General features: G+C 66.8%; 15 protein-coding genes and 1 pseudogene. 10 read left to right on the top strand and 6 right to left on the bottom strand.

Translation table 11 applies throughout. The features are described 5' to 3' along the window. Positions 1–62: 62 nt before the first annotated feature. The 3 genes from sucB to GD627_RS10395 form a co-directional block, all read right to left on the bottom strand. Positions 63–1,832, bottom strand: coding sequence for a 2-oxoglutarate dehydrogenase, E2 component, dihydrolipoamide succinyltransferase (sucB, locus tag GD627_RS10405; RefSeq protein ID WP_152272425.1), 1,770 nt, complete (start codon positions 1,830–1,832; stop codon positions 63–65). A 119-nt stretch (positions 1,833–1,951) separates the two neighbouring features. Next, positions 1,952–3,334 carry a dihydrolipoyl dehydrogenase gene (lpdA, locus tag GD627_RS10400; RefSeq protein WP_146362365.1) on the bottom strand — a complete coding sequence of 461 codons (1,383 nt, stop codon included), beginning with the start codon at positions 3,332–3,334 and terminating at the stop codon, positions 1,952–1,954. Between the two features lie 189 nt (positions 3,335–3,523). Then, the gene (locus GD627_RS10395) at positions 3,524–5,053 is read right to left on the bottom strand and encodes a leucyl aminopeptidase (RefSeq protein WP_152272424.1); all 1,530 of its coding nucleotides are present in this window, start codon (positions 5,051–5,053) and stop codon (positions 3,524–3,526) included. Between the two features lie 252 nt (positions 5,054–5,305). Between GD627_RS10395 and GD627_RS10390 the strand changes: the two are divergent. From GD627_RS10390 to GD627_RS10365, 6 genes and pseudogenes are all read left to right on the top strand, one after another. Next, a pseudogene (locus tag GD627_RS10390) lies at positions 5,306–6,199 on the top strand (proteasome assembly chaperone family protein); the annotation flags it as partial. Between the two features lie 210 nt (positions 6,200–6,409). Then, a complete protein-coding gene (locus GD627_RS10385) occupies positions 6,410–7,747 on the top strand; it encodes an MFS transporter (protein WP_152272422.1) in 1,338 nt (445 codons plus the stop codon). Between the two features lie 99 nt (positions 7,748–7,846). After that, a complete protein-coding gene (locus GD627_RS10380) occupies positions 7,847–8,605 on the top strand; it encodes an ABC transporter ATP-binding protein (RefSeq protein WP_152272421.1) in 759 nt (252 codons plus the stop codon). 11 nt (positions 8,606–8,616) lie between these two features. Beyond that, complete coding sequence (locus GD627_RS10375; protein ID WP_152272420.1) at positions 8,617–9,372, top strand: ABC transporter permease; 756 nt, start codon at positions 8,617–8,619, stop codon at positions 9,370–9,372. Between the two features lie 144 nt (positions 9,373–9,516). Continuing rightward, positions 9,517–10,860, top strand: a complete 1,344-nt coding sequence (locus GD627_RS10370; protein WP_152272419.1) for a DUF4192 domain-containing protein — start codon at positions 9,517–9,519, stop codon at positions 10,858–10,860. A gap of 269 nt (positions 10,861–11,129) precedes the next feature. Further along, positions 11,130–12,437, top strand: coding sequence for an RNA polymerase sigma factor (locus GD627_RS10365; RefSeq protein ID WP_152272418.1), 1,308 nt, complete (start codon positions 11,130–11,132; stop codon positions 12,435–12,437). A 234-nt stretch (positions 12,438–12,671) separates the two neighbouring features. On the opposite strand, the gene GD627_RS10360 is transcribed toward GD627_RS10365, so the two are convergent. Continuing rightward, positions 12,672–12,893 carry a DUF7455 domain-containing protein gene (locus GD627_RS10360; RefSeq protein ID WP_146362357.1) on the bottom strand — a complete coding sequence of 74 codons (222 nt, stop codon included), beginning with the start codon at positions 12,891–12,893 and terminating at the stop codon, positions 12,672–12,674. 238 nt (positions 12,894–13,131) lie between these two features. Here GD627_RS10360 and GD627_RS10355 point away from each other — a divergent pair, with 238 nt between their 5' ends. Next, positions 13,132–15,243 carry a DNA gyrase/topoisomerase IV subunit B gene (locus tag GD627_RS10355; protein WP_152272417.1) on the top strand — a complete coding sequence of 704 codons (2,112 nt, stop codon included), beginning with the start codon at positions 13,132–13,134 and terminating at the stop codon, positions 15,241–15,243. Between the two features lie 80 nt (positions 15,244–15,323). Here GD627_RS10355 and GD627_RS10350 read toward each other — a convergent pair whose 3' ends face one another. Together GD627_RS10350 and GD627_RS10345 are read right to left on the bottom strand one after the other, a co-directional pair. Beyond that, positions 15,324–16,313, bottom strand: coding sequence for a M56 family metallopeptidase (locus GD627_RS10350; protein WP_152272416.1), 990 nt, complete (start codon positions 16,311–16,313; stop codon positions 15,324–15,326). Between the two features lie 8 nt (positions 16,314–16,321). Further along, positions 16,322–16,687, bottom strand: a complete 366-nt coding sequence (locus tag GD627_RS10345; protein ID WP_152272415.1) for a BlaI/MecI/CopY family transcriptional regulator — start codon at positions 16,685–16,687, stop codon at positions 16,322–16,324. A 184-nt stretch (positions 16,688–16,871) separates the two neighbouring features. Between GD627_RS10345 and GD627_RS10340 the strand changes: the two genes are divergently transcribed. The 3 genes from GD627_RS10340 to cydD all read left to right on the top strand — a co-directional run bounded on the left by GD627_RS10340 (position 16,872) and on the right by cydD (position 22,984). Next, entirely contained in the window at positions 16,872–18,476 is a 1,605-nt protein-coding gene (locus GD627_RS10340) for a cytochrome ubiquinol oxidase subunit I (RefSeq protein WP_152272414.1), read from the top strand. A gap of 99 nt (positions 18,477–18,575) precedes the next feature. Beyond that, positions 18,576–19,592, top strand: a complete 1,017-nt coding sequence (gene cydB, locus GD627_RS10335) for a cytochrome d ubiquinol oxidase subunit II (RefSeq protein ID WP_152272413.1) — start codon at positions 18,576–18,578, stop codon at positions 19,590–19,592. Beyond that, complete coding sequence (gene cydD / locus GD627_RS10330) at positions 19,589–22,984, top strand: thiol reductant ABC exporter subunit CydD (RefSeq protein ID WP_246165427.1); 3,396 nt, start codon at positions 19,589–19,591, stop codon at positions 22,982–22,984. Before cydB ends, cydD begins: the two co-directional genes overlap by 4 nt. The last annotated feature ends 1 nt before the right edge of the window (position 22,985 follow it).

The following is a 22,985-nucleotide window of genomic DNA, read 5'->3' as shown; positions in this document are numbered from 1 at the left end:
TAACGGCACAGGGCGCCCTCCCTGCGGGGGAGGACGCCCTGTTCAGGCGGTGCCGGTGGGAACTAGAGTCCCAGATCCGACTCGAAGTTGCCTTCTTCCAGGCGTGCCTTCAGCGTCTGCAGGAACCGGCCCGCGTCCGCTCCGTCCACCAGCCGGTGGTCGTAGGACAGGGACAGGTACATCATGGACCGGATGGCGATGGTGTCATTGCCCTCGGCGTCGGTGAGGACGACGGGACGCTTGACAATGGCGCCGGTGCCCAGGATGCCCACCTGCGGCTGGTTGATGATCGGAGTGTCGAACAGGGCACCCACGGAACCGATATTGGTGATGGTGAAGGTTCCGCCGGACAGCTCGTCCGGTCCGATCTTTCCTGCCTTCGTGCGCGCTCCGACGTCGCCGATGCGCTTGGCCAGGCCGGCGATGTTCAGGTCGCCGGCATCGGCGATGACGGGAACCAGCAGGCCCTTTTCGGTATCCACGGCAATCGCGAGGTGCTCGGCGTCGTGGTACGTGATCTGCTGGGCGTCGGAGTCATAGGAGGCGTTCAACTTCGGGTGCTGCTTCAGCGCCTCGGTGACGGCCTTGGCGATGAAGGGCAGGAAGGTGAGCTTGGCGCCGTTCTGCTCCAGGAAGGAGTTCTTGGCCGAGGCGCGCAGCTTGGCGATGCGCGTCATGTCCACTTCCTGGACCTGGGTCAGCTGGGCCGACACCTGCAGGGACTCCACCATGCGGCGGGCGATGGTCTGGCGGATCCGCGGTGCCTTGACCGAGGTGCCGCGCAGCTTCGCGCTTTCGTCGCTGACCTTGGCCGGAGCTGCCTTATCCGACGACGCGGCAGCGGCCGGTGCGGCGGCGGGGGCAGGAGCGGAGGCCTCGGCCTTCATGGCTTCGGCAGCTGCCAGGACGTCCTGCTTGCGGATGCGGCCGGCCACGCCGGAACCCTTGACCGTGGAGAGGTCCACGCCGTGCTGGTTGGCGAGCTTGCGGACCAGCGGAGTGACGTAGGTTCCCTCGGAATCGGAGGAGGCGGGTGCCTCCTGCTTGGGTGCTTCCTGCTTCGGAGCCTCGGCCTTGGGTTCAGGCTTCTTCTCTTCCTGCTTCGGGGCTTCCTTCTTCTCCGGCTCGACGGCCGGAGCTTCGCGCTCGTCCTTGGAAGCTGCTGCCACGGGCTCGGCGGCCTTGGGTTCGGCCTTGGCCGGAGCGGCGGAACCGGAACCGATGACGGCGAGGACCGCACCAACCTCGGCGGTGTCATCTTCGTTCACGCGGATTTCCAGCAGCTTGCCGGCAACCGGGGAGGGGATCTCGGTGTCGACCTTGTCGGTGGACACCTCGAGCAGCGGCTCATCCATTTCGACGTCGTCGCCTACGGCCTTGAGCCAGCGGGTGACGGTGCCTTCGGTGACGGACTCGCCAAGGGCGGGGAGGGTGACCTCGGTGCCTTCGCCGGAGCCGGAATCGGAGCCGGACTCAGAGGCGGGAGCCTCTTCGGCTGCCGGAGCCTCTTCAGCTTCGGCGGCGGGGGCCTCAGCGGCGGGAGCTTCCTGGTTGGCTGCGCTGCCGCCGTCGTCCTGCTGGTCACCGGAGCCGGAACCGTCGCCGATGCGCACGAGTGCCGCACCGACCTCGGCGGTTTCGTCTTCGGCCACGAGGATTTCCTCGATCACGCCGGCCACGGGGGAGGGGATCTCGGTGTCTACCTTGTCGGTGGATACTTCGAGCAGGGGCTCGTCGACCTCGACGCGGTCGCCCACGTTCTTCAGCCAGCGGGTGACGGTGCCTTCGGTGACGCTTTCGCCGAGGGCGGGTAAGTTCACGGTTTCAGACATATTGTCCCCGTTTCTCCTTGTTAGATCTTTTGTGACCAGCCGTGCCGCTGGTGCTGGTGATGATGTCCCCGGGCCGCATCCGCACGCGGCGTGCGGCCCGGGGGAGTGAAGCTTTTGTATTAACCGTGAAGGGGCTTGCCGGCCAGGGCCATAGCAGCTTCGCCGAGCGCCTCGTTCTGCGTCGGATGGGCGTGGATCAGGCTGGCAATATCCTCAGGGTACGCCTCCCAGTTAACGATCAGCTGGGCTTCACCGATCTGCTCGCCGATGCGGGCACCGATCATGTGGACACCTACGATGGGGCCGTCCTTCTCGCGGACCATCTTGATGAGGCCGGAGGAACCAAGGATGGAGGTCTTGCCGTTGCCGGCCAGGTTGTATTCCTGGATCTCGACGTTCTCGGCGCCCAGCTTGTCCTTGGCCTTGGCTTCGGTCAGGCCGACAGAGGCGATTTCCGGCTCGCAGTAAGTGACCTTGGGGATGTTGGCGTCGTCAACGACCACCGGCTTGAGGCCGGCGATTTCCTCGGCAACGAAAATACCCTGCTGGAATCCGCGGTGGGCCAGCTGCAGGCCGGGGACAATGTCGCCCACGGCGTAGACGTTGCCGACACCGGTGTGGAGGCGCTCGTTGGTGATGACGAAGCCGCGGTCCATGGTCAGGCCGGCTTCTTCGTAGCCCAGGTTGGCGGTGACGGGGCCGCGGCCCACGGCGACGAGCAGCAGGTCGGCTTCGAACTTCTTGCCGTCCGCCAGCGTGACGACGACGCCGTCGTCGTTCTGCTGGACGTTGTCGAAGAAGATGCCGGTGCTGAACTTGATGCCGCGCTTCTTATAGGCGCGTTCGAGCTGCTTGATGATGGCAGCGTCCTCGTTCGGAACCAGGGAGGGCAGGCCCTCCACGATGGTGACGTCCACGCCGAAGGAATTCCAGACCGAGGCGAATTCGACGCCGATGACGCCGCCGCCGAGGATGACCGCGCTCTTGGGCACGGTGTCCATCTTCAGGGCCTGGTCGGAGGTGATGACCTTGCCGCCGATTTCCAGGCCCGGCAGTGAACGGGAGTAGGAGCCGGTGGCCAGGATGATGTTCTTGCCCGTGTAGGTCTCGCCGTTGACCTCGATGGTCTTTTCGCTGGTGAGCTTGCCTTCGCCCTCAATGACGGTGATGCCCTTGGACTTGATCAGGCCCTGCAGGCCGCGGAACTTGCCCGCAATGATGTTGTCCTTGTAGGAGTTCACAGCCGTCATGTCGATGGAGTCGAACGTGGCGTTGATGCCGTACTTGGAGGCGGTCTTCGCGTTCTCCGCAATTTCAGCGGAGTGCAGGAGCGCCTTGGTGGGGATGCAGCCGTTGTGCAGGCAGGTCCCGCCCAGCTTCCCCTTCTCAATCAGACCTACGGAGAATCCCAGCTCCACGGAGCGAAGCGCTGCGGCGTAGCCGCCGCTGCCTCCGCCGAGGATCAGGATGTCGAACTCTTGCGCAGCTGCCTTATCGGCCACTTGGACGCTCCCTCGCGTTTTCGTTGACGCGCCCATGCGCGCCGGTGAGTTATTGGGCGTTTGTGATCAGGTCTCACCCTATCGCCCCCTACCACCGGCATCCACTTGGAGACAGGCGGTAGGAGGCGAAGTGTAAGGAGAAACACCTGCCACAGGGGTCAATTCCGTTTCACGGAACGGATGTGGATGTTATGAGGCGCGCGCCACGACGTCTTCGGCGTAGGCCACCAGCGTACGGACGGCGACGCCGGTGCCTTCCTTCGGCGTGTAGCCGTAGGGGGCGCCCTCATTGAACGCCGGCCCGGCGATGTCCAGGTGTGCCCACGGGATCTTGGTTCCGTTGACCTCGCCGACAAATTCCTGCAGGAACGTGGCGGCTGTCATCATGCCGCCGAAACGCTCGCCGTGGTTGGCGATGTCCGCCACCTGGGAGTCCAGGCTGGCGCGCAGCTCCTCGGGAATCGGCATGGTCCAGAACAGTTCGCCTGCACGGTCCGCTGCCGCCTTGACGGCGTCGCGGACGCCCTCTTCACCCATCACTGCGGATACCCGGTTGCCCAGGGCAATCATCTGGGCGCCGGTCAGGGTGGCGACGTCGATGATGACGTCCGGGGACTCCTCGCTGGCGGCGACCAGGCCGTCGGCCATGACCAGCCGGCCCTCGGCGTCGGTGTTCAGGACCTCGACCGTGCGGCCGCCGTAGGTGGTCATGACGTCGGAGGGACGCTGGGCAGTGCCGGAGGGCATGTTCTCCGCAATGCAGAGCCAGGAGGTGACCTTGACGGGCAGTCCGAGTTCGGCGATGGCCAGCAGGGCATTCAGGACGACGGCGGCGCCGCCCATGTCCGACTTCATGGCCTGCATGCCGGCGGCGGGCTTCAGGGACAGTCCGCCGGAGTCAAAGGTGATGCCCTTGCCGACGAGGGCCAGCTTGGCCTTCGAGCGCAGCGGCGAGTATTCGAGCTTGACCAGGCGCGGGGGGCGGGCCGAGCCCTTGCCGACGCCGAGGATGCCGCCGAAGCCTTCACGTTCCAGCTTCTTCTCATCCATCACGGTGACCTTCACCGGCAGGGACTTGGCCAGGTCCTTGGCTGCTGCCGCGAAGGTCTCCGGGTAAAGGTGGCTCGGCGGCTGGTTGACCAGGGTGCGGGTGGCGTTGACGGCGCGGCCCAGGATGCGGGCACGGTCGAAGGCGGGCTTCAGGGCCTTCTCATCGGCGGCTGCCGTAATGACGATGATTTCCGGGACCGGAGCGGGGACCTTGCCGGCGGTGGCGGCACTGCGGTGTTCGGTGAAGCTGTAGGCGCCGAACAGGGCGCCTTCGGCGACGGCGGCAGCGTCGGCCACGGTGCCGGCAGGCAGGGCCAGGGCCACTGAGGCGGTGCCGGCGATCTGGCGCACGGCGGATCCGGCGGCGCGGCGCAGGGCTTCCTCGGTCAGGGCGGTGCCGGCGGAGACCTTGCCCAGGCCCGTGAGGACCAGCATGTCGGCATCGGCCTCGGGCAGGCCAGGCAGGCGGCGGACTTCATCGGCGGCACCGGTGATGCCGAGCAGCGGCAGCGAAGCAGCCAGGGCGGCAGAGGCCTTGGGGGACAGCGGGCTTTCGATGAGGACGGGACCGTCGGGGGTCTGCCCGACACCGATCACGAGTGCGCTGGCGGACACCTTCCGCCCGTCCCTGGATACTGCCGACAGGCTGGGTTCACTGGCTTTGTTCACGAAGCTGCTTCCTTACGTTTCTGTGTTTCCTTGCACTTATTCCACCGATCGTAGTCTCTGAACACCCGCACGCGGCAACGTTGCTCCCGGTTCGGGGCCCGCCGCGGGCCCTGCGGTCCGGACCCGGAATGAAACGCACCTGTCCGGGCGTTTACCCTTGGAGAAGGGCACAGCAGCGGTCTGCGGCAGCCGGGAACACCGGCGGACAGCGTTCTGTGCCGAGAGCACATGAGTTCCCGGAAGGGGTAAGACATGCTTGATCCGCTGACCCTGTTTAATCTGAATCCGGAGGTCGCGGACTCCGGGGACCTCTCCGGCTTGAAGCTCATTGCCGGTTTCACCGGCTTCGCGGAGGCCGGCCACGTGGTCAGCCAGATCCGGGATGAGCTCTTTGACGCCCTGGACCATGACCTGGTGGCCACCTTCGACGTGGACCAGCTGATTGACTACCGCAACCGGCGCCCGCAGATTTCCTTTATCGAGGACCACCTCAGCGATTACGAGCCGCCGAGGCTCGAGCTGCACCGGATGTACGACGGACTGGGTGAGCCGTTCCTGTTCCTGACCGGCTTCGAACCGGATCTGCAGTGGGAACGCTTCACTGCGGCGGTGCTGCACCTGGTGAAGTCCTTCGACGTGAGCCTGGTCTGCTGGGTCCACTCCATTCCGATGCCTGTCCCGCACACCCGTCCCATCGGCGTGACGACACACGGCAACCGTCCGGACCTGGTCGAGGGCATCAGTTCCTGGACCCCGATCGCCCAGGTACAGGCCGCCGTCGGGCACGTGCTGGAGCTTCGGCTGGTGGAGGCAGGCGTCGACGTCGTTGGACACGTGGTGCACGTACCGCATTACCTGGCCGAAGCGGAGTTCCCGCCGGCCGCCGTCGCCGGGCTCGAGTATCTCGGTGCCGCCGCGTCGCTGGTGCTGCCGACAGACAGGCTCCGCGAGGCAGGCCGCGACGTGGACCGGCAGATCACCGAGCAGGTCGAGGCCTCGGCCGAGGTCAAGGGTGTGGTGGCCACGCTCGAGAAGCGCTATGACCAGTACACCGAAAGCACCGTCCGGCGCTCCCTGCTGGTCAAGGGTAATGACGAGCTGGCGGATGCCGAGGAAATCGGAGCGGCGGTGGAGGCCTACCTGGCGAGCCCGCAGGCCGAAGAGGAATCCGAGGCGCTGTGGCCGGAAACCCACGGTGCCGACAGCAGTAGCGAACCGAGCGAAGACGCGGATCAGGAGATTGCACCACATGCCAGCGAGGGCACGGCAGAAGGCCACGGCAGCGAGCACGGGAACGGACGCCCCGGGGCAGCCTGACAGCGGGTTCGCCTGCCTCTGCACGGGGCAGGTCAACCGATGAACGGGCCGCGGGCCAGGATCGTCTGGGCGGTGGGCGTCTTCGCCTACATGGTGGCCGTCACGCAGCGCACCTCGTTCGGCGTGGCAGGAATCGAAGCGACGGAACGTTTTTCCGCCACCGCCTCAGTGTTGTCCATCTTCACGGTGGTCCAGCTGCTGGTGTACGCCGGGCTGCAGATACCGGTGGGCGTGCTGGTGGACCGGTTCGGTCCCCGGCTGCTGATCGCCGCGGGTGCGGCGCTGATGTTCGCGGGCCAGTTCCAACTCGCCACCGCCGAATCCGTCGGCGCCGGCATCCTGGGACGCTCGCTAGTGGGAGCCGGAGACGCCCTGACCTTCATCTCCGTTCTTCGGCTGCTTCCGGCATGGTTCTCCGGGCGGAAGATCCCGGTCCTCACCCAGTACACCGGCATTGTGGGCCAGCTGGGCCAGATTGTCAGCGCGGTTCCGTTTGCCTTCGTGCTGCACCGGTTCGGCTGGAGCCCGGCGTTTCTGTCTGCCGCGTCCCTGTCCCTCCTGGCGTTTGTCCTGGCTCTGGCCTGCGTGCGGAACCGGCCCGAGGGCAGCGAGGCACCGGTGCCGCTTCCGCTGAGGCAGACCGGCACCTCGCTGGCGGATGCCTTCGCCCAGCCGGGGACCCGCCTGGGGATGTGGACCCACTACACGGTCCAGTTCCCGGGCACGGTGTTCGTGATGATGTGGGGGTTCCCCTATCTTGTCAGCGCCGAGGGCGTGTCACCGGCCGTCGCCTCGGGGCTGATGACCTACTTCGTGGTGGTGGGTATTATCTGCGGTCCCTGGATGGGTTCGTGGGTCGGCCGGCACCCGCTGCGCCGGTCAACCATGGTGCTGTTGATCGCTGCAGCCATGGCCGCAGGATGGGCCGCCGTGTTGCTGTACCCCGGACCGGCCCCGCTGTGGCTGCTGGTGCTCCTGGTGACGCTGCTGGCCGTCGGAGGTCCCGGGTCCATGATCGGCTTCGACTTTGCCCGGACCTTCAATCCCAGCCACCGGCTGGGCACCGCCACCGGAATCGTCAACATCGGCGGCTTCATTGCGTCCCTGGTCAGCATGTACCTGATCGGCGTGGTGCTGGATGCGCTGAACAGCAGCGGTTTTTCCGGCGGAGACCTGTACGCCCTGGGCTCGTTCCGGATTGCCCTGGCCGTGCAGTTCGCCGTGATGGCCGTCGGTGTGCTGGGGATCCTGCGCACCCGCGGCCTGATCCGCGCCCGGCTCGCCGACGAAGGGTCGCCGCTGCCGCCGCTGCGTGCCGCCCTGGCCCGCGAACGGCAGCGCCGCCGTGAGGAACGCCGGGGACCGGGAGCCTCCTAGCCGGCTTCCGCCCGCCGCTGGTCCTCCTTCTCCGGGACGGCGCCGCCTCCGCCCGGGCACCCTTGACCCTCCGGCGGCACGGCCGCCAGAATGAACGGCATGACCAGGGCGCAGGTGCCCGCCGGCACAGTGGTAAGCGTGAACGGACTCGCTAAATCCTTTCGGAAGGTCACGGCCCTCGAGGACGTCACCTTTTCCATTGAAGCGGGTGAAACCTTCGGCATCCTCGGACCCAACGGGGCCGGCAAGACAACTACGGTGGAGTGCGTGGCCGGCACGGTGCGGCCCGATGCCGGCCGGGTCACCGTTCTCGGAGTCGATCCCGCCGAAGACAGGGCAACGGTGCGCGGACGCGTGGGCTATCAGCTTCAGGCCGCAGCACTGCCCCCGGCGCTGCGCGTGGAGGAGGCCCTGCGCCTGTTTGCCGCCTTTTACCCCGAGCCCGCAGACGTATCGGAACTGCTGCGGACGGTCGGGCTGGACCGACACCGCAAACGCCCTTTCGGCAAGCTCTCCGGCGGGCAGAAGCAGCGCCTCTCGATTGCTCTCGCCCTCGTGGGCGGACCCGACGTCGTTGTGTTCGACGAGCTGACCACGGGACTCGATCCACAGGGCAGGCGTGACGTAAGGCAGCTGATACAGCAGGTAAAGGAGGACGGCATCACGGTGGTGCTCGTCACCCACTACCTGGACGACGTCGAACGCCTGTGCGACCGCCTGGCCATCATCGACGCCGGCCGGACCCGCTTCGTCGGCAGCCCCGCGGACCTGCTGGCCGCCGCCGGTACGGGGGCTTCAGGACCCGGGGGGCTGGAAGAGGCGTACCTGGCCTTCCTGGAGCAGGCGGCAGCCGAGTGAGGTGATGAGCAATGCGGGCACTGGGAGCCCTGACCCGAACTGAGGCGGCACTGTACGTGCGCAACCCGCTCAGCGTCTTTATGGCACTGGTGCTGCCCTCGGCAATCCTGCTGCTTCAGGGTTTCGTGATCCCCGGTACCAGGACCCCGCTGGGAGGCACAGATCCCGTCTACTCTGTCCTGCGGCCCATCGACCCTCTCGTGCCGCTGTCCATTGCGGTGGCACTGTCCAGTGTGGCAGTCACCAACTATCCGTCGGCCATCGGCGGCTACCGGGAAAGCGGGGTCCTGCGCCGCCTGGGTGTAACACCCGTGGGGGCGCACCGCATCCTCTTTGCCCAATGGATCGTCAGCGCCGCATCTCTCACCGTCGCGGTGGCGGTCACCGTCCTGCTGGCGCGAATCGCTTTTGCCAGCCGGATGCCCGGTAGGGCCGGATTGGTTGTCCTCGTCCTGGTCTGCGGAGCCGCAGCCATGATGGCCGTGGGATCGCTCATCGCCGCCGTCGCCGGCACTGCCCAGAATGCCTATGGCATCGGGTTCCTGGTTTTCATGGTGTGCATGTTCACTGCCGGGCTTTGGACACCGGGCCCGTTGATGCCCGAAGGGGTTCGGCAGGTGGCGGCCTTCACTCCGCTGGGTGCCATGACCCAGGCACTCACGGCAGCCTGGTATGGAGGCGCCGTCACGGCGGCTCCCTTCGCGGTCATGCTCGGCTGGGCCGTCATCTGCGCCCTGGTGGCGGCGAGGGTCTTCCGCTGGAAGTGAGCCCGGTGGCTGCCGGCGTGTCCGTACCGCCGTGGACGGCCACTTGTCCTCCACCGCCCCGGACACGGGGGCTCCTTCGGCGGCGGATGCACAGGCGCCGGGAAGACTCTGCGCTGCGGGCAGGCAGCCGGGCACGCTTGGGCCATGAGTACAGAACCGGCCGACGGCACCCCGCGAAATCCCTACCGCGTCAGCGCTCCGGCAGACATCCTCAGCCTGATCCCCCATACGTTGGGCTTTGAGCCGCGGGAGTCCCTGGTGCTGATGGGCCTCTGCGGGGGCAGGCTGGGGGCAACGCTGCGGCTGGACCTGCCGCCCGGTCAGGCCGCCAGAGCGGGGAACGCAGCGTATGCGGCCACCGCCTGCCGTTTCCTGGCCGCGGACACGGAGGCCGACGGCGTCCTGCTGGCGATGTATACGGACGCCCCCTGGCAGGACCCCGCAAATCCGCCGTACAGGCCGCTGGTCCGGCGCCTGGAGAAGGAACTGGACAAGGCCGGCATCCCCCTGCAGGACGGATGGCTGGTAGGCGAGCATACCTGGCGGGACTACTTCTGCCTCCGCCCGGGCTGCTGTCCCTGGCCCGGAACGCCCCGGTCACGGATAGCGGACAGCATGCTCAACACGGAACTGGTGTACCGGGGGAGTGCCTTTGCCGCCACCCTCGAGCGCGCGGTGGCGGAGTCCTTCCCCGGACAGTGGCCGAACGGCAGCACAGTGGCCCGGGAGCAGGAACGCTTCGCCGGGCAGCTTGCCGGGCGCTGGTGTGAACGGGACCAGTTCCGGCTCACCCTGAGGTTGTGGACCGAATGCTTCGCCGGCGCACTGCCCCGCAGTGCCGGGCAGGGCGCCGACCACGCCCCCGGCGCCGGGGCTGCACCGTATGCGGAAGACATTTCCGGGTCCGAGGCCGGAAACCGGGAGGAGCCGCCGCACCGTAACGCGGAATGCGCCGGGTTCCTCCTTGCCAGCCTTGCCGACCGGCAGGTCCGGGACACCTTGCTGGTGCTGGCGGCGGTGGGGGAAGAGGCAGCGTTCCATGGTGCCGAAGCGAACGGACTGGTCCGCCGGCAGCTTCATCCTCCGCTGCTTCCCGGCGCTGCCCCTGCCGGCCTGAGGGAACCCGTTGCGTTCCCGGTGCCGCGGGCCCGGCGTCCGCAGCGGGCGGCCGCGGAGTTCCGCAGCATCCTCGTGGGCCAGGGGATCAATGCTCCGGACTGGACACTGCTGGACCGGGCACACGCGGTGTTCACCGATCTGGTACCCGTTGCCGGCGGAGATTCCAAGGCTGCCCTGTTATCGCTTCTTGCCTGGATGGAGTGGGCCCGGGGGCGGGGGTCCCGGGCCCAGATTTACCTGGAACACGCTCTGGAGGCCCGTGCCGGATACCGCCTGGCCCTGCTGCTGCGGGAACTGCTTGGCACGGGCATTCTTCCTGACTGGACCCGCTCGCGGACCGGCTCGTGGCCCGGCATTCCGGACGGCTAAGGGGGAAGGGGGACACGCAGCGGCGGTGCGGGGCATGCTGTGCCGGAACGGAAAACGTGCGACAATGGGAACCGAGACCCGGTCGGGTTCGTGTATCAAGTGTCCTTTGAACTGCCAGTCCCAGTGACAGGCGGAACAAAACACCGGCGCTGCGTGTTCTATCAGGACATGCCTAGCCGTCACACTTGGAAATAAGCACGGACTTGACAGGGTCATAGTGGTGTTGCCCCCAATGGCGGTGCCACAACCCGCCGTATGAAAGGTTTTCTGTGTCGCCGAGAAAGACAACTGCAGTCGAAGAGACTGACACTGCAAATAAGCGCACTGCTGCAACGCAGGCCCCGTCCGCGGCGGCCGCCAAGGAGGCTGCTTCCGGCGAAAAGACCGCTGCCAAGACGCCCCGCAAGCCTGCTGCCTCGCGTAAGGCTCCGGCGAAGGCCGCCACCACCGCAGCCGGCCGAAAGACCGCTGTGAAAACCGCCAAGGCTGCCAAGGCCGAGGTGGATGAAGAGGTCGACAGCCCCGAGGTCGAGCCCGACGCTGACGCTGCTGACGCTTCGGATGCCGCAGCCGCCCCCACGGGATCCGGTTTCGTCTATTCCGACGCCGACGATGACGATGCCCCTGCACAGCAGGTCGTGTCCGCCGGTGCGACAGCTGACCCGGTCAAGGACTACCTGAAGCAGATCGGCAAGGTTGCCCTGCTGAATGCCGAGCAGGAAGTCGACCTCGCCCTGCGGATCGAAGCCGGCCTGTACGCCGAAGAAAAACTTGCAGCCGACGCGCTGCTGCCCGAAGACAAGCAGATGGACCCCAAGCTCAAGCGCGAGCTGCAGTGGGTGTCCCATGACGGCAAGCGCGCAAAGAACCACCTGCTTGAAGCCAACCTTCGCCTCGTGGTGTCGCTGGCCAAGCGCTACACCGGCCGCGGCATGCTCTTCCTGGACCTGATCCAGGAAGGCAACCTGGGCCTGATCCGCGCCGTTGAGAAGTTCGACTACACCAAGGGCTTCAAGTTCTCCACGTACGCCACGTGGTGGATCCGCCAGGCCATTACCCGTGCCATGGCAGACCAGGCCCGCACCATCCGCATCCCGGTGCACATGGTGGAAGTCATCAACAAGCTGGCCCGCGTCCAGCGGCAGATGCTTCAGGACCTGGGCCGCGAGCCTGCGCCCGAAGAGCTGGCACTGGAACTGGACATGACCCCCGAGAAGGTCGTAGAGGTCCAGAAGTACGGCCGCGAGCCGATCTCCCTCCACACCCCGCTGGGTGAAGACGGCGACTCCGAGTTCGGTGACCTCATTGAGGACTCCGAAGCCGTGGTTCCCGCGGATGCCGTCAGCTTCACCCTGCTGCAGGAACAGCTGCACTCCGTTCTGGACACGCTGTCCGAGCGCGAAGCCGGTGTCGTGGCGATGCGCTTTGGCCTCACCGACGGCCAGCCGAAAACACTGGATGAAATCGGCAAGGTCTACGGGGTCACCCGGGAGCGTATCCGCCAGATCGAATCCAAGACCATGTCCAAGCTTCGCCACCCGTCCCGGTCCCAGGTCCTTCGGGATTACCTGGACTAGGAGGCAGCTGCCCGCCAGCCGGGACAACTGCACACTGCACCCCGTCCGCTTCTGCGGGCGGGGTGCAGTCGTTCCGTGCCAAAGCCGGCCGTGCCCCGGGTGCGGGATCTGCCCGGGGAACAGGACAAAAAGAAGTCCCCTTCCGGCTCGGAAGGGGACTTCTTCAAGATTGGTGCGCCGCGTCGTCGCGGACGTTACTCCGTGGCTTCGCCGGCCGTTGGGGCCACTGCGGGTCTACTCTGCGGAGACCGGTGCCTTCTCGTTCAGGCGTGACGTCTCGTCCTGCCATTCCGAAGTGAGCGGACGAAGGTTAGCCTCCACCGCCCGGGCGTGGTGCCCGCAGAAAAGCAGTTCCCCACCGGAGGATTCCAGTACGGCACGTACGTATGCCTGTGCGCCGCAACGATCGCAGCGGTCCAAGCTATTCAGCTCACGGGTTGCTACTGCTGCTGTCATGAGTTGCCTCCTCAAGGGTGTTGATACTTCATATAACCATCTTTGACCCCCACTCCCTTGCAGGACGGACCGCCTTTCGCTCTGCGCGTAGCCTTTCAGCATCCCCGTGTGGGCAGTCTCACGCGGCTGAGTCGTTGGACGGAAGTGTCACCGGTGGGGATTAACCTTGTAGGAGTCCCCGATTGTTCCCGGATATCTTTACCGGCACTGCAGCCGGCACCAAGGAGTTTCAACGCACGTGGCGCCCCCAAGTTCTGATTACAACGCCCGGCACCTGTCCGTTCTGGAAGGACTGGAAGCCGTCCGCAAGCGTCCCGGCATGTATATCGGGTCCACCGACTCGCGCGGCCTGATGCACTGCCTGTGGGAAATCATCGACAACTCGGTCGACGAAGCCCTTGCAGGCTTTGGGCAGAGTATCAAGGTCATCCTCCACCCGGACGGTTCCGTGGAGATCCACGACGACGGACGCGGCATCCCCGTGGACATCGAGCCCAAAACCGGGCTCTCCGGCGTCGAAGTGGTGTTCACCAAGCTTCACGCCGGCGGCAAGTTCGGCGGCGGATCCTATGCGGCCTCCGGCGGACTGCACGGTGTGGGTGCGAGCGTGGTCAACGCCCTGTCTTCCCGTCTCGACGTGCAGGTGGACCGTGCCGGCAAGACGTACCAGATGGCCTTCCGCCGCGGAGAGCCCGGCCGCTTTGAGGACACCGGCAGGAAACCCGGACCTGAGGCCAAATTCTCTCCGTACCTGGACGGCTCACGCCTGGAAGTGGTCGGCAAGGCCAAGCGCGGCGTCACGGGCACGCGGATCCGCTACTGGGCGGACCGGCAGATCTTCACGCCGGATGCCAAGTTCTCCTACACGGAGCTGCAGGCCCGGGCCCGGCAAACCTCGTTCCTGGTGCCCGGGCTGCGGATCACCCTCCGCGATGAACGGCGGCTGCCGGGAACGCCCGGAGAAAACGGCCCCGTGGAAGAGGTCTTCCACCACGACGGCGGGATCGCGGAGTTTGTCGACTATCTGGCCGCGGACGCCGCCGTCACCGATGTCTGGCGCCTGCACGGCTCGGGGAAGTTCAAGGAATCCGTCCCTGTGCTCGATGACAGCGGACACAGCCGGATCACCGAAATCGAGCGCGAGGCCGAGGTGGACATCGCCCTGCGCTGGGGGATCGGCTACGAAACGACCATCCGTTCATTCGTGAACATCATCGCGACGCCGAAGGGCGGAACCCACCAGACCGGCTTTGAGCAGGGCCTGCTGAAAACCTTCCGCAAGGTTATTGAAGCCAATGCCCGCAAGCTCAAGGCCGGCAACGACAAGATTGAAAAGGATGATGTCTTCGCCGGCCTCACCGCCGTGCTCACCGTCCGGCTGGCCGAACCGCAGTTTGAAGGCCAGACGAAGGAAATCCTCGGAACCTCTGCGGTGCGGGCCATTGTGAGCAAGGTCGTGGAGAAGGAAATCACGGCCCGGCTGAACTCCACCGCGCGTGCCGACAAGGCCCAGTCATCGCAGCTGCTGGAAAAGGTGGTGGCGGAGATGAAGTCCCGGATCTCCGCCCGCGTGCACAAGGAAACCCAGCGCCGGAAAAACGCGCTCGAAACCTCGACCATGCCGGCCAAGCTGGCGGACTGCCGCATCGATGACCAGGAACGCTCGGAACTGTTCATCGTGGAAGGTGACAGCGCCCTGGGCACAGCCAAGCTCGCCCGGTCCTCGGACTACCAGGCGCTGCTGCCGATCCGGGGGAAGATCCTCAATGTGCAGAAGGCATCCGTGGCGGACATGCTCTCCAATGCCGAGTGTGCGGCACTGATCCAGGTGGTGGGTGCCGGGTCCGGCCGCAGCTTCCAGCTTGACGCGGCCCGTTACGGGAAGGTCATTTTCATGACCGACGCCGACGTCGACGGCGCGCACATCCGGACACTGCTGCTGACGCTGTTCTTCCGCTATATGCGCCCGCTGGTGGAGGACGGGCGGGTCTACGCGGCCGTTCCTCCGCTGCACCGCGTGGAAGTCATCAACGCCGGTTCCAAGAGCAACGAGATGGTCTACACCTACAGTGAAAAGGAACTGCACCAGGTGCTGTCCCGGCTGGAGAAGGAAGGCAAGCGCTACAAGGAACCGATCCAGCGTTACAAGGGCCTGGGCGAGATGGACGCGGGCCAGCTGGCCGAGACCACCATGGACCCCCGGCACCGTACGCTGCGGCGGGTGCGCATTTCCGAAGCAGCTGCGGCCGAGCGGGCGTTCGAGCTGCTGATGGGCAGCGACGTGGCCCCGCGGAAGGACTTCATCATTGCCGGTGCCGCCATGCTGGACCGGGACCGGATTGACGCCTAGCAGTAGATGACTCCGGCCGCACGGCGCGCTGCAGGGGCGCCGTCCGGCAGCTCAAGTCCGGCAGCTCCAGTCCGGCAGCGCTAGTCCAGCAGCCCCGGGGCGATCAGGAGCGTGGTCGGTACGGCCAGCAGCAGGAGCGAGAGGCCCAGTACGGCCCACTGCTGCCAGCGGGGCAGCGGCGGCCGCGGCGTCAGCAGGCGGCTGAGCCTGCCCGCTGTGCCCAGCGGTTCGGAAGCCTCAGGGCTTCCCAGGAGCAGGGGGGCGTTTCGGGGGCCGGGCTGCCCGGACCGCGGCGTGTCCGCTCCCGGGTCAGGCGCGGCGGTTCCGGAAGCGACAATGGCCACGGCGCGGACAAGGGTGCTCCGGTCCACCTCGTGCAGTGCCTCGTCGTCGGCGAGCATTTCGATGAGCTCATTGACCGAACGCTGCGCGAGGAGCGATGTCGGCAGCCAGGGCAGGGCAGCGCGCCAGGCGGCGAAGGCCCAGAGCAGCAGATGGTGGTGCTGGGCCAGATGGGCCCGCTCGTGGGTCAGGACCGCTGCCAGCTCCTCCTTGGAAAGCATGTTCAACAGTCCGTCGGAGAGCACGGTGACCGATCGTGCACCGCCGGGCAGGCAGTAGGCCACCGGAGTCGGATGCTGGATGACCAGGGTGGCAGGAGTATCCGCGGAAGGGCTGCTGAGCAGGTTCAGCATGTCACGGTGCCGCCGCCTGCCGCGCAGGATCCGGTAGTAGGTCAGCAGCAGCGTGAACACCAGATGGGCGCCCAGCAGGGCTGCGGCGCTCAGGGCGAAAACGTGGACCAGGCCCAGTGTGCTGGCCGGCGCGCCGTTAAGCAGGATCCGCCAGAGGCCGTGCAGTCCGTCCAGCAGGTTGTCCCCGAGGGGTTCGAGTCCCCAGGTGAGCATGGCGCCGATCATCGACAGGCCGCCCGCAAGGGCTATGGCCTGCCAGAGGACCATGGCGGTGAACGGGGAGCGCGCGGGCCATTGCGCCCGGGAAAGGAGCACCGGTACGGGCCACGCCAGCAGGATTGCCAGCGCAGCGAGAGCGTAGGAGGCCCAGAACACCCGGGGTGTCAGGCGCCGAGGAGCCTGCGCAGCATTTGGGCCTCGGAGTCCGAAACGGACCCCACGAACCGGGCCAGCACGGCTTCGCGGTCATTGGCCGTTCCCAGGGCTTCGTGCATAAGCTCGGCGGTGTGTTCGGCGCGCGAGGTCACGGCACGGTAGCGGTGGGGGCGGATCTTGCGTTCGCGCTGGACCAGTGCCTTCTTTTCCAGCCGCGAGAGCACGGTCAGTACGGTGGTGACCGCCAGGCCCTTGCCGTCGCCGGAGTCCTCGCGCTGCGCCAGCTTCTCGCGTAGTTCGTTGGCGGTCGCTGCGTCGCTTGACTCCCAAAGCAGGTCCATCATTGCGCGTTCCAGCTCACCGAGCGTTGCCATCTGCATCCTTTTTTGGTCGAGACCTCGGCGGACCCCGGTATCGGGTCCAGACTTACTAATGTACCGCTTTTGATCCACAGGTTCTACATCACGTAGAAATCTTTGCGCTGGTGTTCTACGCTGTGTAGAAGTAAGACTTTCTACGACGTGTAGAAGTCGTTCCTCGATTGAAGGAAATAGAAGCGTGGAAGCACTGGATATTGCCCGGTGGCAGTTCGGCATCACTACCGTCTACCACTTCCTCATGGTTCCGCTGACCATTGGCTTGGGACTCGTGGTGGCAACCATGCAGACCGCCTGGGTGCGGACAGGCAAAGAGCAGTACCTGCGAATGACCAAGTTCTGGGGCAAGCTGTTCCTCATCAACTTCATCCTCGGCCTGGCCACCGGCCTGGTGCAGGAGTTCCAGTTCGGAATGGCATGGAGTGAATACAGCCGCTTCGTCGGCGATGTGTTCGGCGCCCCGCTGGCACTGGAATCCCTGCTGGCCTTCTTCACCGAATCGGTGTTCCTGGGACTCTGGATCTTCGGCTGGAAACGGCTGCCGAAAAAGGTCCACCTGGCCTGCCTGTGGATCACCACTCTTGCCTCCATGCTTTCCGCCTACTTCATCCTCGCTGCCAACTCCTGGATGCAGCACCCGGTAGGCGTGGAGATGGTGGACGGCCGGCCGGTGATGAACGATATCTGGGCGGTGCTGACCAACAACACCCTTCTGGTGGCGTTCCCGCACACCGTCTTCGGCGCCTTCGCCGTGGCCGGCGGTTTCCTGATCGGCATCGCCTGGTATCACCTCTGGAAGCGGCGCCGCGACGGCATCGACACGGTGGATGAGCGCGGCTACGTGGTGGTCGGGGAGCGGCCGGAGACCGGCCGCGACAAGACGGACCACACCGTGTGGCTGCGCTCCCTGCGCATCGGCGCCGCCGTCGCCGTCGTCGCGTTCGCCGGCGTGGCGGTAAGCGGTGACCTGCAGGGCAAACTGATGTTTGAGCAGCAGCCCATGAAAATGGCCGCCGCCGAGGCCGCCTGCCACGACGGCACCGGCTTCTCGGTCCTGTCCATCGGCGACCCGGGTGCGGTGAACTGCGAAGACGTTGACACCCTGGTCGAAATCCCGGGCATGCTTTCCTTCCTGGCCAATGGTGACTTCGATACCGAGATCCGCGGTGTGAACACCCTCCTGGACGAGTACCGCGATGCCTACGGAACCAACCTGCCGGACAACGAGATGTACGGCACCAACGCCGGGGCTGAAATCGACTACACCCCGAACTTCGCCGTCACCTACTGGGGCTTCCGCATCATGATCGGTTTCGGCGGCATCGCTGCCGTGGCCGCCGCCTTCGCCCTCTGGGTGGTCCGCAAGGGAACCGTTCCCGAGGCGAGGTGGCTGATGCGGCTGGCCGTCTTCGGAATCCTGGCCCCCTTCGGCGCCAACTCCGCGGGCTGGATCTTTACGGAAATGGGCCGCCAGCCCTTCGTGGTCGCTCCCAATCCCACCGGCGTGGACGGGGTCTTTATGTTCACTGCGGCCGCGGTCTCACCGGGAGTGAGCATGGCCGAGCTGATCTTCTCCGTCAGCGCCTTCACCCTGGTCTACCTGGCCCTGCTGATCGTGGAAGTGCGCCTGCTCTTCAAGTTTGTGCGCGGCGGCGTTCCCGCGGCCATGCCGGACCTGCTGCACGGAGACAATGACGGCAGCAGCGGCGGCCTGGACTCGGCCGGCGGTGACCCCGACGGAGGCCCCGGAAGGAAGAAGGACGATGTCCTGGACTTCGCGTATTAGCACCCGCCCTCATCTGACCTTCCGGGCAGCGGCCGGCCGGCCGCTGCCGGAGAACACCCCAACCCTGCCGGCTGCCGGCATTCCTGGAGCTCTGAAGTAATGTCGCTACCGTTGTTCTGGTTCATAGTGATTGCCTTCCTGTGGGTCGGATACCTCTTCCTCGAGGGATTCGACCTTGGCGTGGGCATGCTGATGAAGTTGATGGCCCGCAATGAGAGGGAACGCCGGGTTCTGCTGAACACCATCGGTCCGGTATGGGACGGCAACGAGGTCTGGCTGATTACCGTTGGCGCCATGACCTTCGCCGCCTTCCCCATGTGGTACGCGTCGCTGTTCTCCGCCCTGTACATTCCGCTGGTCCTGGTGCTGCTGGGACTGATCTTCCGCGCCGTGTCCATCGAGTACCGCGGCAAGCATGACAGCGACTCCTGGCGCAACCGCTGGGACTGGGGACTGGCCCTGGGCTCGCTCGTGGCCGCCTTCGGCGTCGGTGCGGCGCTTGGCCTGACCACCACCGGACTGCCGCTGAATGAAAACGGTGACCGCGTGGGCGGTGCCTTCGCCTGGCTGACGCCGTATGCAGTCCTGGGCGGGGTCGCCGTGGTGGCGTTCTGCCTGGTGCATGCCTGCGCGTTCCTGATGCTGAAGACCGACGGCGAGATCCGCGACCGTGCCCGCAGGGCGGTGCTGCGCTGGCTGCCCGTGGGCATCCTCCCGCTCGCGGCCTGGGCCGTCATTGTCCAGTTCATGAACGCCAAGGTGGCCACGCTGCCGCTGCTGGTGGTTGCCGTGGTGGGCGCGCTCCTGGCCTGGATCTTTGCCCGCCGGAGCAAGGACGGCGCCACGTTTGTCAGCCTGGCCGTTTTCCTGGTGGCAGGCGCAGTCACCATCTTCGCGTCCATGTACCCGGTGGTGCTGCCCTCCACCCTCGACGCCGCATGGAACCTGACCGTGGAGAATGCCTCGGCATCTCCCTACGCCCTGAAGGTCATGAGCTGGGTGGCGCTGTTCGGCCTGCCCGTGGTGGTGCTCTACCAGGGCTGGACCTACTGGGTCTTCCGGAAGCGGGTCTCGGCTGAGTCCATCCCTGCCCCCCATTCCTTTACCGCCCAGTGAAGCCGGTCCTGCCGGTCAGTGCCACGAGCAGGCGGGCGCTGTACCTTCTTGGGCTGCTGGCTGCCCTCAAAGCGGCGGGACTGGTGCTGCTGGCCGACGCCGTAGCAGGCGGAATTACCGGCCTCGCCGGAGAGGGGCCCGACTGGAACCGCCTGCTGTTCCTGGGGGTAGCCGGGGCGGTGCTGCGCTCCCTGGCCGTGTGGGGCCAGGACACCGTGGCCCAGCGTGCGGCCGCCGGTGTCAAGGATGAACTGCGCGGACAGCTTTCCGCGCGGGTGCTGGCCGACGGCGGTTCCGTGCCGGGGATGGGCAGCGGCGCCCTGAGCGTCCTGCTCACCCGGGGTCTGGACGGGCTGGACAACTACTATTCCAAGTACCTGCCCGCGTTGGTGACCTGCGCCGTCGTGCCCCTGCTGGTGGGCGTCCGCATCCTGTCTGCGGACTGGGTCAGCGCCCTGATCATCGTGCTCACGGTGCCCCTCATTCCGGTGTTTATGATCCTCATCGGCCTGCACACCGAGGATAAGACGGCCGCAGCCGTGGACGCCCTGAACCGGCTGTCCGACAACATGCTCGAACTCGCCAAGGGCCTGCCCGTGCTGGTGGGCCTGGGCCGCGCGAAGGCCCAGACCCGCGCCCTGCGCGACGTCGCGGACCGCTACCGCATCACCACGCTGGCAACACTGCGGGTGGCCTTTATGTCCTCCCTGGCGCTGGAACTCATTGCCACCATCTCGGTTGCGCTGGTGGCCGTCTTCATCGGCGTCCGGCTGGTGCACGGCGGAATGCCGCTGGAGGTGGGGCTGCTCGCCCTGATCCTGGCCCCCGAGTGCTACCAGCCGCTGCGTGATCTGGGCACCGCACACCACTCCAGCGAAGACGGACTGGAAGCCCTGAACCGCACCAACGCGGTACTGAAAGCGCCTGAGGCCCGCCGGCTGATCGGCGGAGAAGCGGCTCCCGCCTCCGCGCTGCAGGTCAGCGGCCTGTCGATTACTTATGCCGGCCGTCCGCACCCGGCCGTGGACAATCTTTCCTTTACGGTGCCCGCGGGCAGCATCGCCGCCCTCACCGGCCCCAGCGGAACCGGCAAGACCTCGGTCCTTGAGGTGCTGGCAGGGCTGCGCCGCGACGGCGGAGACACCCGTATTTCCGGAACGGTGCAGGGCGTGGACCGCGCCTCACTGGCCTGGATACCCCAGCACCCCGTGCTGGTGGAAGATACCGTTGCCGAGGAAATAGCGCTCTATGCCGGCGTCCCCGGAACAGCGGCGGATCCGGACTGGGCCGGCCGGGACGCTGCCCGCTCCGCGCTGGAAATGATCGGCGCCGCACACCTGGTGGATGCCGCCACCGCGGATTTGAGCCCGGGTGAACAGCGCCGCGTGGCGGTTGCCCGTGCCCTCGCCCGGATCCACGGCCGTTCCGGCGTGCATGTCCTGCTCGCCGATGAACCCACGGCCCATCTGGACGCTGCCAGCGCCGCTGCCGTCCGCACCGCACTGTCGGGACTCCGCGGACGGGCGACTGTCTTGCTGGTGGCGCACGACGCCGCGACTGCCGCCATCGCCCAGACTGTCATCCCGGTGTCCTCGGCGGCCGCCGGTGACCCGGCTGCCCGGCAGCCCGAACCGGGATATGCGGAGCCGGCGCGGCCTGCCCCGGCAGTTTCCGCAGTGACGCCGGCTCCGGCCGGCAGGCAGACCCGGACGGGCGGCGGCGCTGACGGGACGCCCGTCCACCAGCCGCTGTGGAAGAACCTGCTGGTGCTGCGGCCCTGGAGCAGGCAGTTTGTCATGGCCCTGGTGCTGGGCACCGGAGCCACCCTGTTCGCCGTGGCCCTGACCGCGCTGTCCGCGTGGCTGATTGTCCGGGCGAGCGAACAGCCGCCCATTCTCTATCTGCTGACTGCGATTGTGGGGGTCCGGTTCTTCGGAATCGGGCGCGCACTGCTCCGCTACCTGGAGCGGCTGCGCCTGCACGACGCCGTATTCCGGGCCACCAATGACCTGCGCGTGCGGCTCTGGAACGGACTGCTGCAGCGGCCGGAGGGTTGGCGCCGCGTTGCCCGCGGCTCGGGTGCCCTCGAACGGCTGGTGGGCGATGTTGATGAGCTTCGCGACATTGCCCCGCGGGTGGTCTTTGCCCCGCTGACCGGTTTCCTGACAGCGGTGGCAGCCTGCCTGGCCACGTGGCTGCTGGTGCCGGAAGGACTGGCCGTCCAGGCGGCGCTGTGCCTGGTCGGTCTGGTCGCGGCCCCGTTGGTGGCGCTGCTGGCAGACCGTACGGCGCGGGCCGCCACGGTGAATCTTCAGGCCCGCTCCATGTCCTCCATGGCCCGGCTGCTCTCCGCCGCACGGGATCTGGAAGCCAATTCCAGTTCCGCACCGGTCCTCGCCCGGCAGGAGCAGCTCGAAGCAGCCGCCGCCAAGGCGGTCCGCCGCAGCGCCTGGGCACAGGGCCTGGCCAATGCCCTGACCGCCCTGGCCTGTTCCCTGAGTGCGCTCTACATGATCGGTGCCTCACGCGAATACCCGGCCACGGTTGCCGCCGTCGTGGTCCTGGTGCAGCTGGCCCTGATTGAACCGTTTATTGCCGTCAACGGCTCCATCCAGCAGTTCTCCGCCTGGCGCACGCTCGGGGACAAGGTGCTGCCGGATCTCGGCACGGACGACGTCGATGCCGGGGCGCCGGAGAACGCAGGAGCGGCCCAGGGCAGCGCCAAGGTGCGTTCGCTGCAGCTGGAAAACATCCGCTACCGCTACCCGGATTCAGACATGGACGTCCTGGCAGGCGTCAGCCTCACCGTCTCGGCGGGGGAGTGGGTTGCCGTGACCGGACCGTCGGGCAGCGGCAAGTCCACACTGCTGGGTGTGCTGCTGGGCTTCCTGACGCCGCGCAGCGGTTCCTACCTGATCAACGGGACGCCGGCACAGTCGCTCCCGCCGGCGGCGCGGCGGATGGCCTGGTGCCCGCAGGAAGCACACCTGTTCGACTCGACCCTGCGCGGCAACCTGCTCCTCGCCCGGGACCGCTCGCTGGCACCGTCCGAGGCGGAAATGCTCGAGGCGCTGGAGGCCGTGGGTCTGGGGCCGCTGTTCGAGACCTTGCCGGACGGATTGGATACCCCCATCGGCTCCGGCGGGCATTTCCTCTCCGGCGGCCAGCGCCAGCGCCTCGCCGTGGCGCGTGCGCTGCTTGCCTCGGCCGACGTCGTTCTCCTGGATGAGCCCACCGCGCACCTTGACGCGGCTGCCGCGGACCAGCTGATGGCTGACCTGAAATCCGGGCTGCGGGGGAAGGCCGTGGTGGTGGTCACGCACAACCGCGCGGACGCTGCCTGGTGCGACCGGAGGGTCTCGCTGGGTGCGGAGGAGGCGCTTCTGTCCTAGG

The organism is Arthrobacter yangruifuii, from assembly GCF_009192775.1.
In the GTDB taxonomy this organism is placed as follows: Bacteria; Actinomycetota; Actinomycetes; order Actinomycetales; family Micrococcaceae; genus Arthrobacter_B; species Arthrobacter_B yangruifuii.
The sequence above is the reverse complement of the archived record's forward strand: the minus strand, read 5'-3'. Positions and strand labels throughout refer to the sequence as shown.

Bases quoted from the DNA above. Each gene is read 5' to 3' on its own strand.
- sucB (WP_152272425.1), bottom strand. From the start codon at position 1,832: ATGTCTGAAACCGTGAACTTACCCGCCCTCGGCGAAAGCGTCACCGAA.
- GD627_RS10385 (WP_152272422.1), top strand. From the start codon at position 6,410: ATGAACGGGCCGCGGGCCAGGATCGTCTGGGCGGTGGGCGTCTTCGCC.
- GD627_RS10380 (WP_152272421.1), top strand. From the start codon at position 7,847: ATGACCAGGGCGCAGGTGCCCGCCGGCACAGTGGTAAGCGTGAACGGA.
- GD627_RS10375 (WP_152272420.1), top strand. From the start codon at position 8,617: ATGCGGGCACTGGGAGCCCTGACCCGAACTGAGGCGGCACTGTACGTG.
- GD627_RS10370 (WP_152272419.1), top strand. From the start codon at position 9,517: ATGAGTACAGAACCGGCCGACGGCACCCCGCGAAATCCCTACCGCGTC.
- GD627_RS10360 (WP_146362357.1), bottom strand. From the start codon at position 12,893: ATGACAGCAGCAGTAGCAACCCGTGAGCTGAATAGCTTGGACCGCTGC.
- GD627_RS10345 (WP_152272415.1), bottom strand. From the start codon at position 16,687: ATGGCAACGCTCGGTGAGCTGGAACGCGCAATGATGGACCTGCTTTGG.
- cydB (WP_152272413.1), top strand. From the start codon at position 18,576: ATGTCGCTACCGTTGTTCTGGTTCATAGTGATTGCCTTCCTGTGGGTC.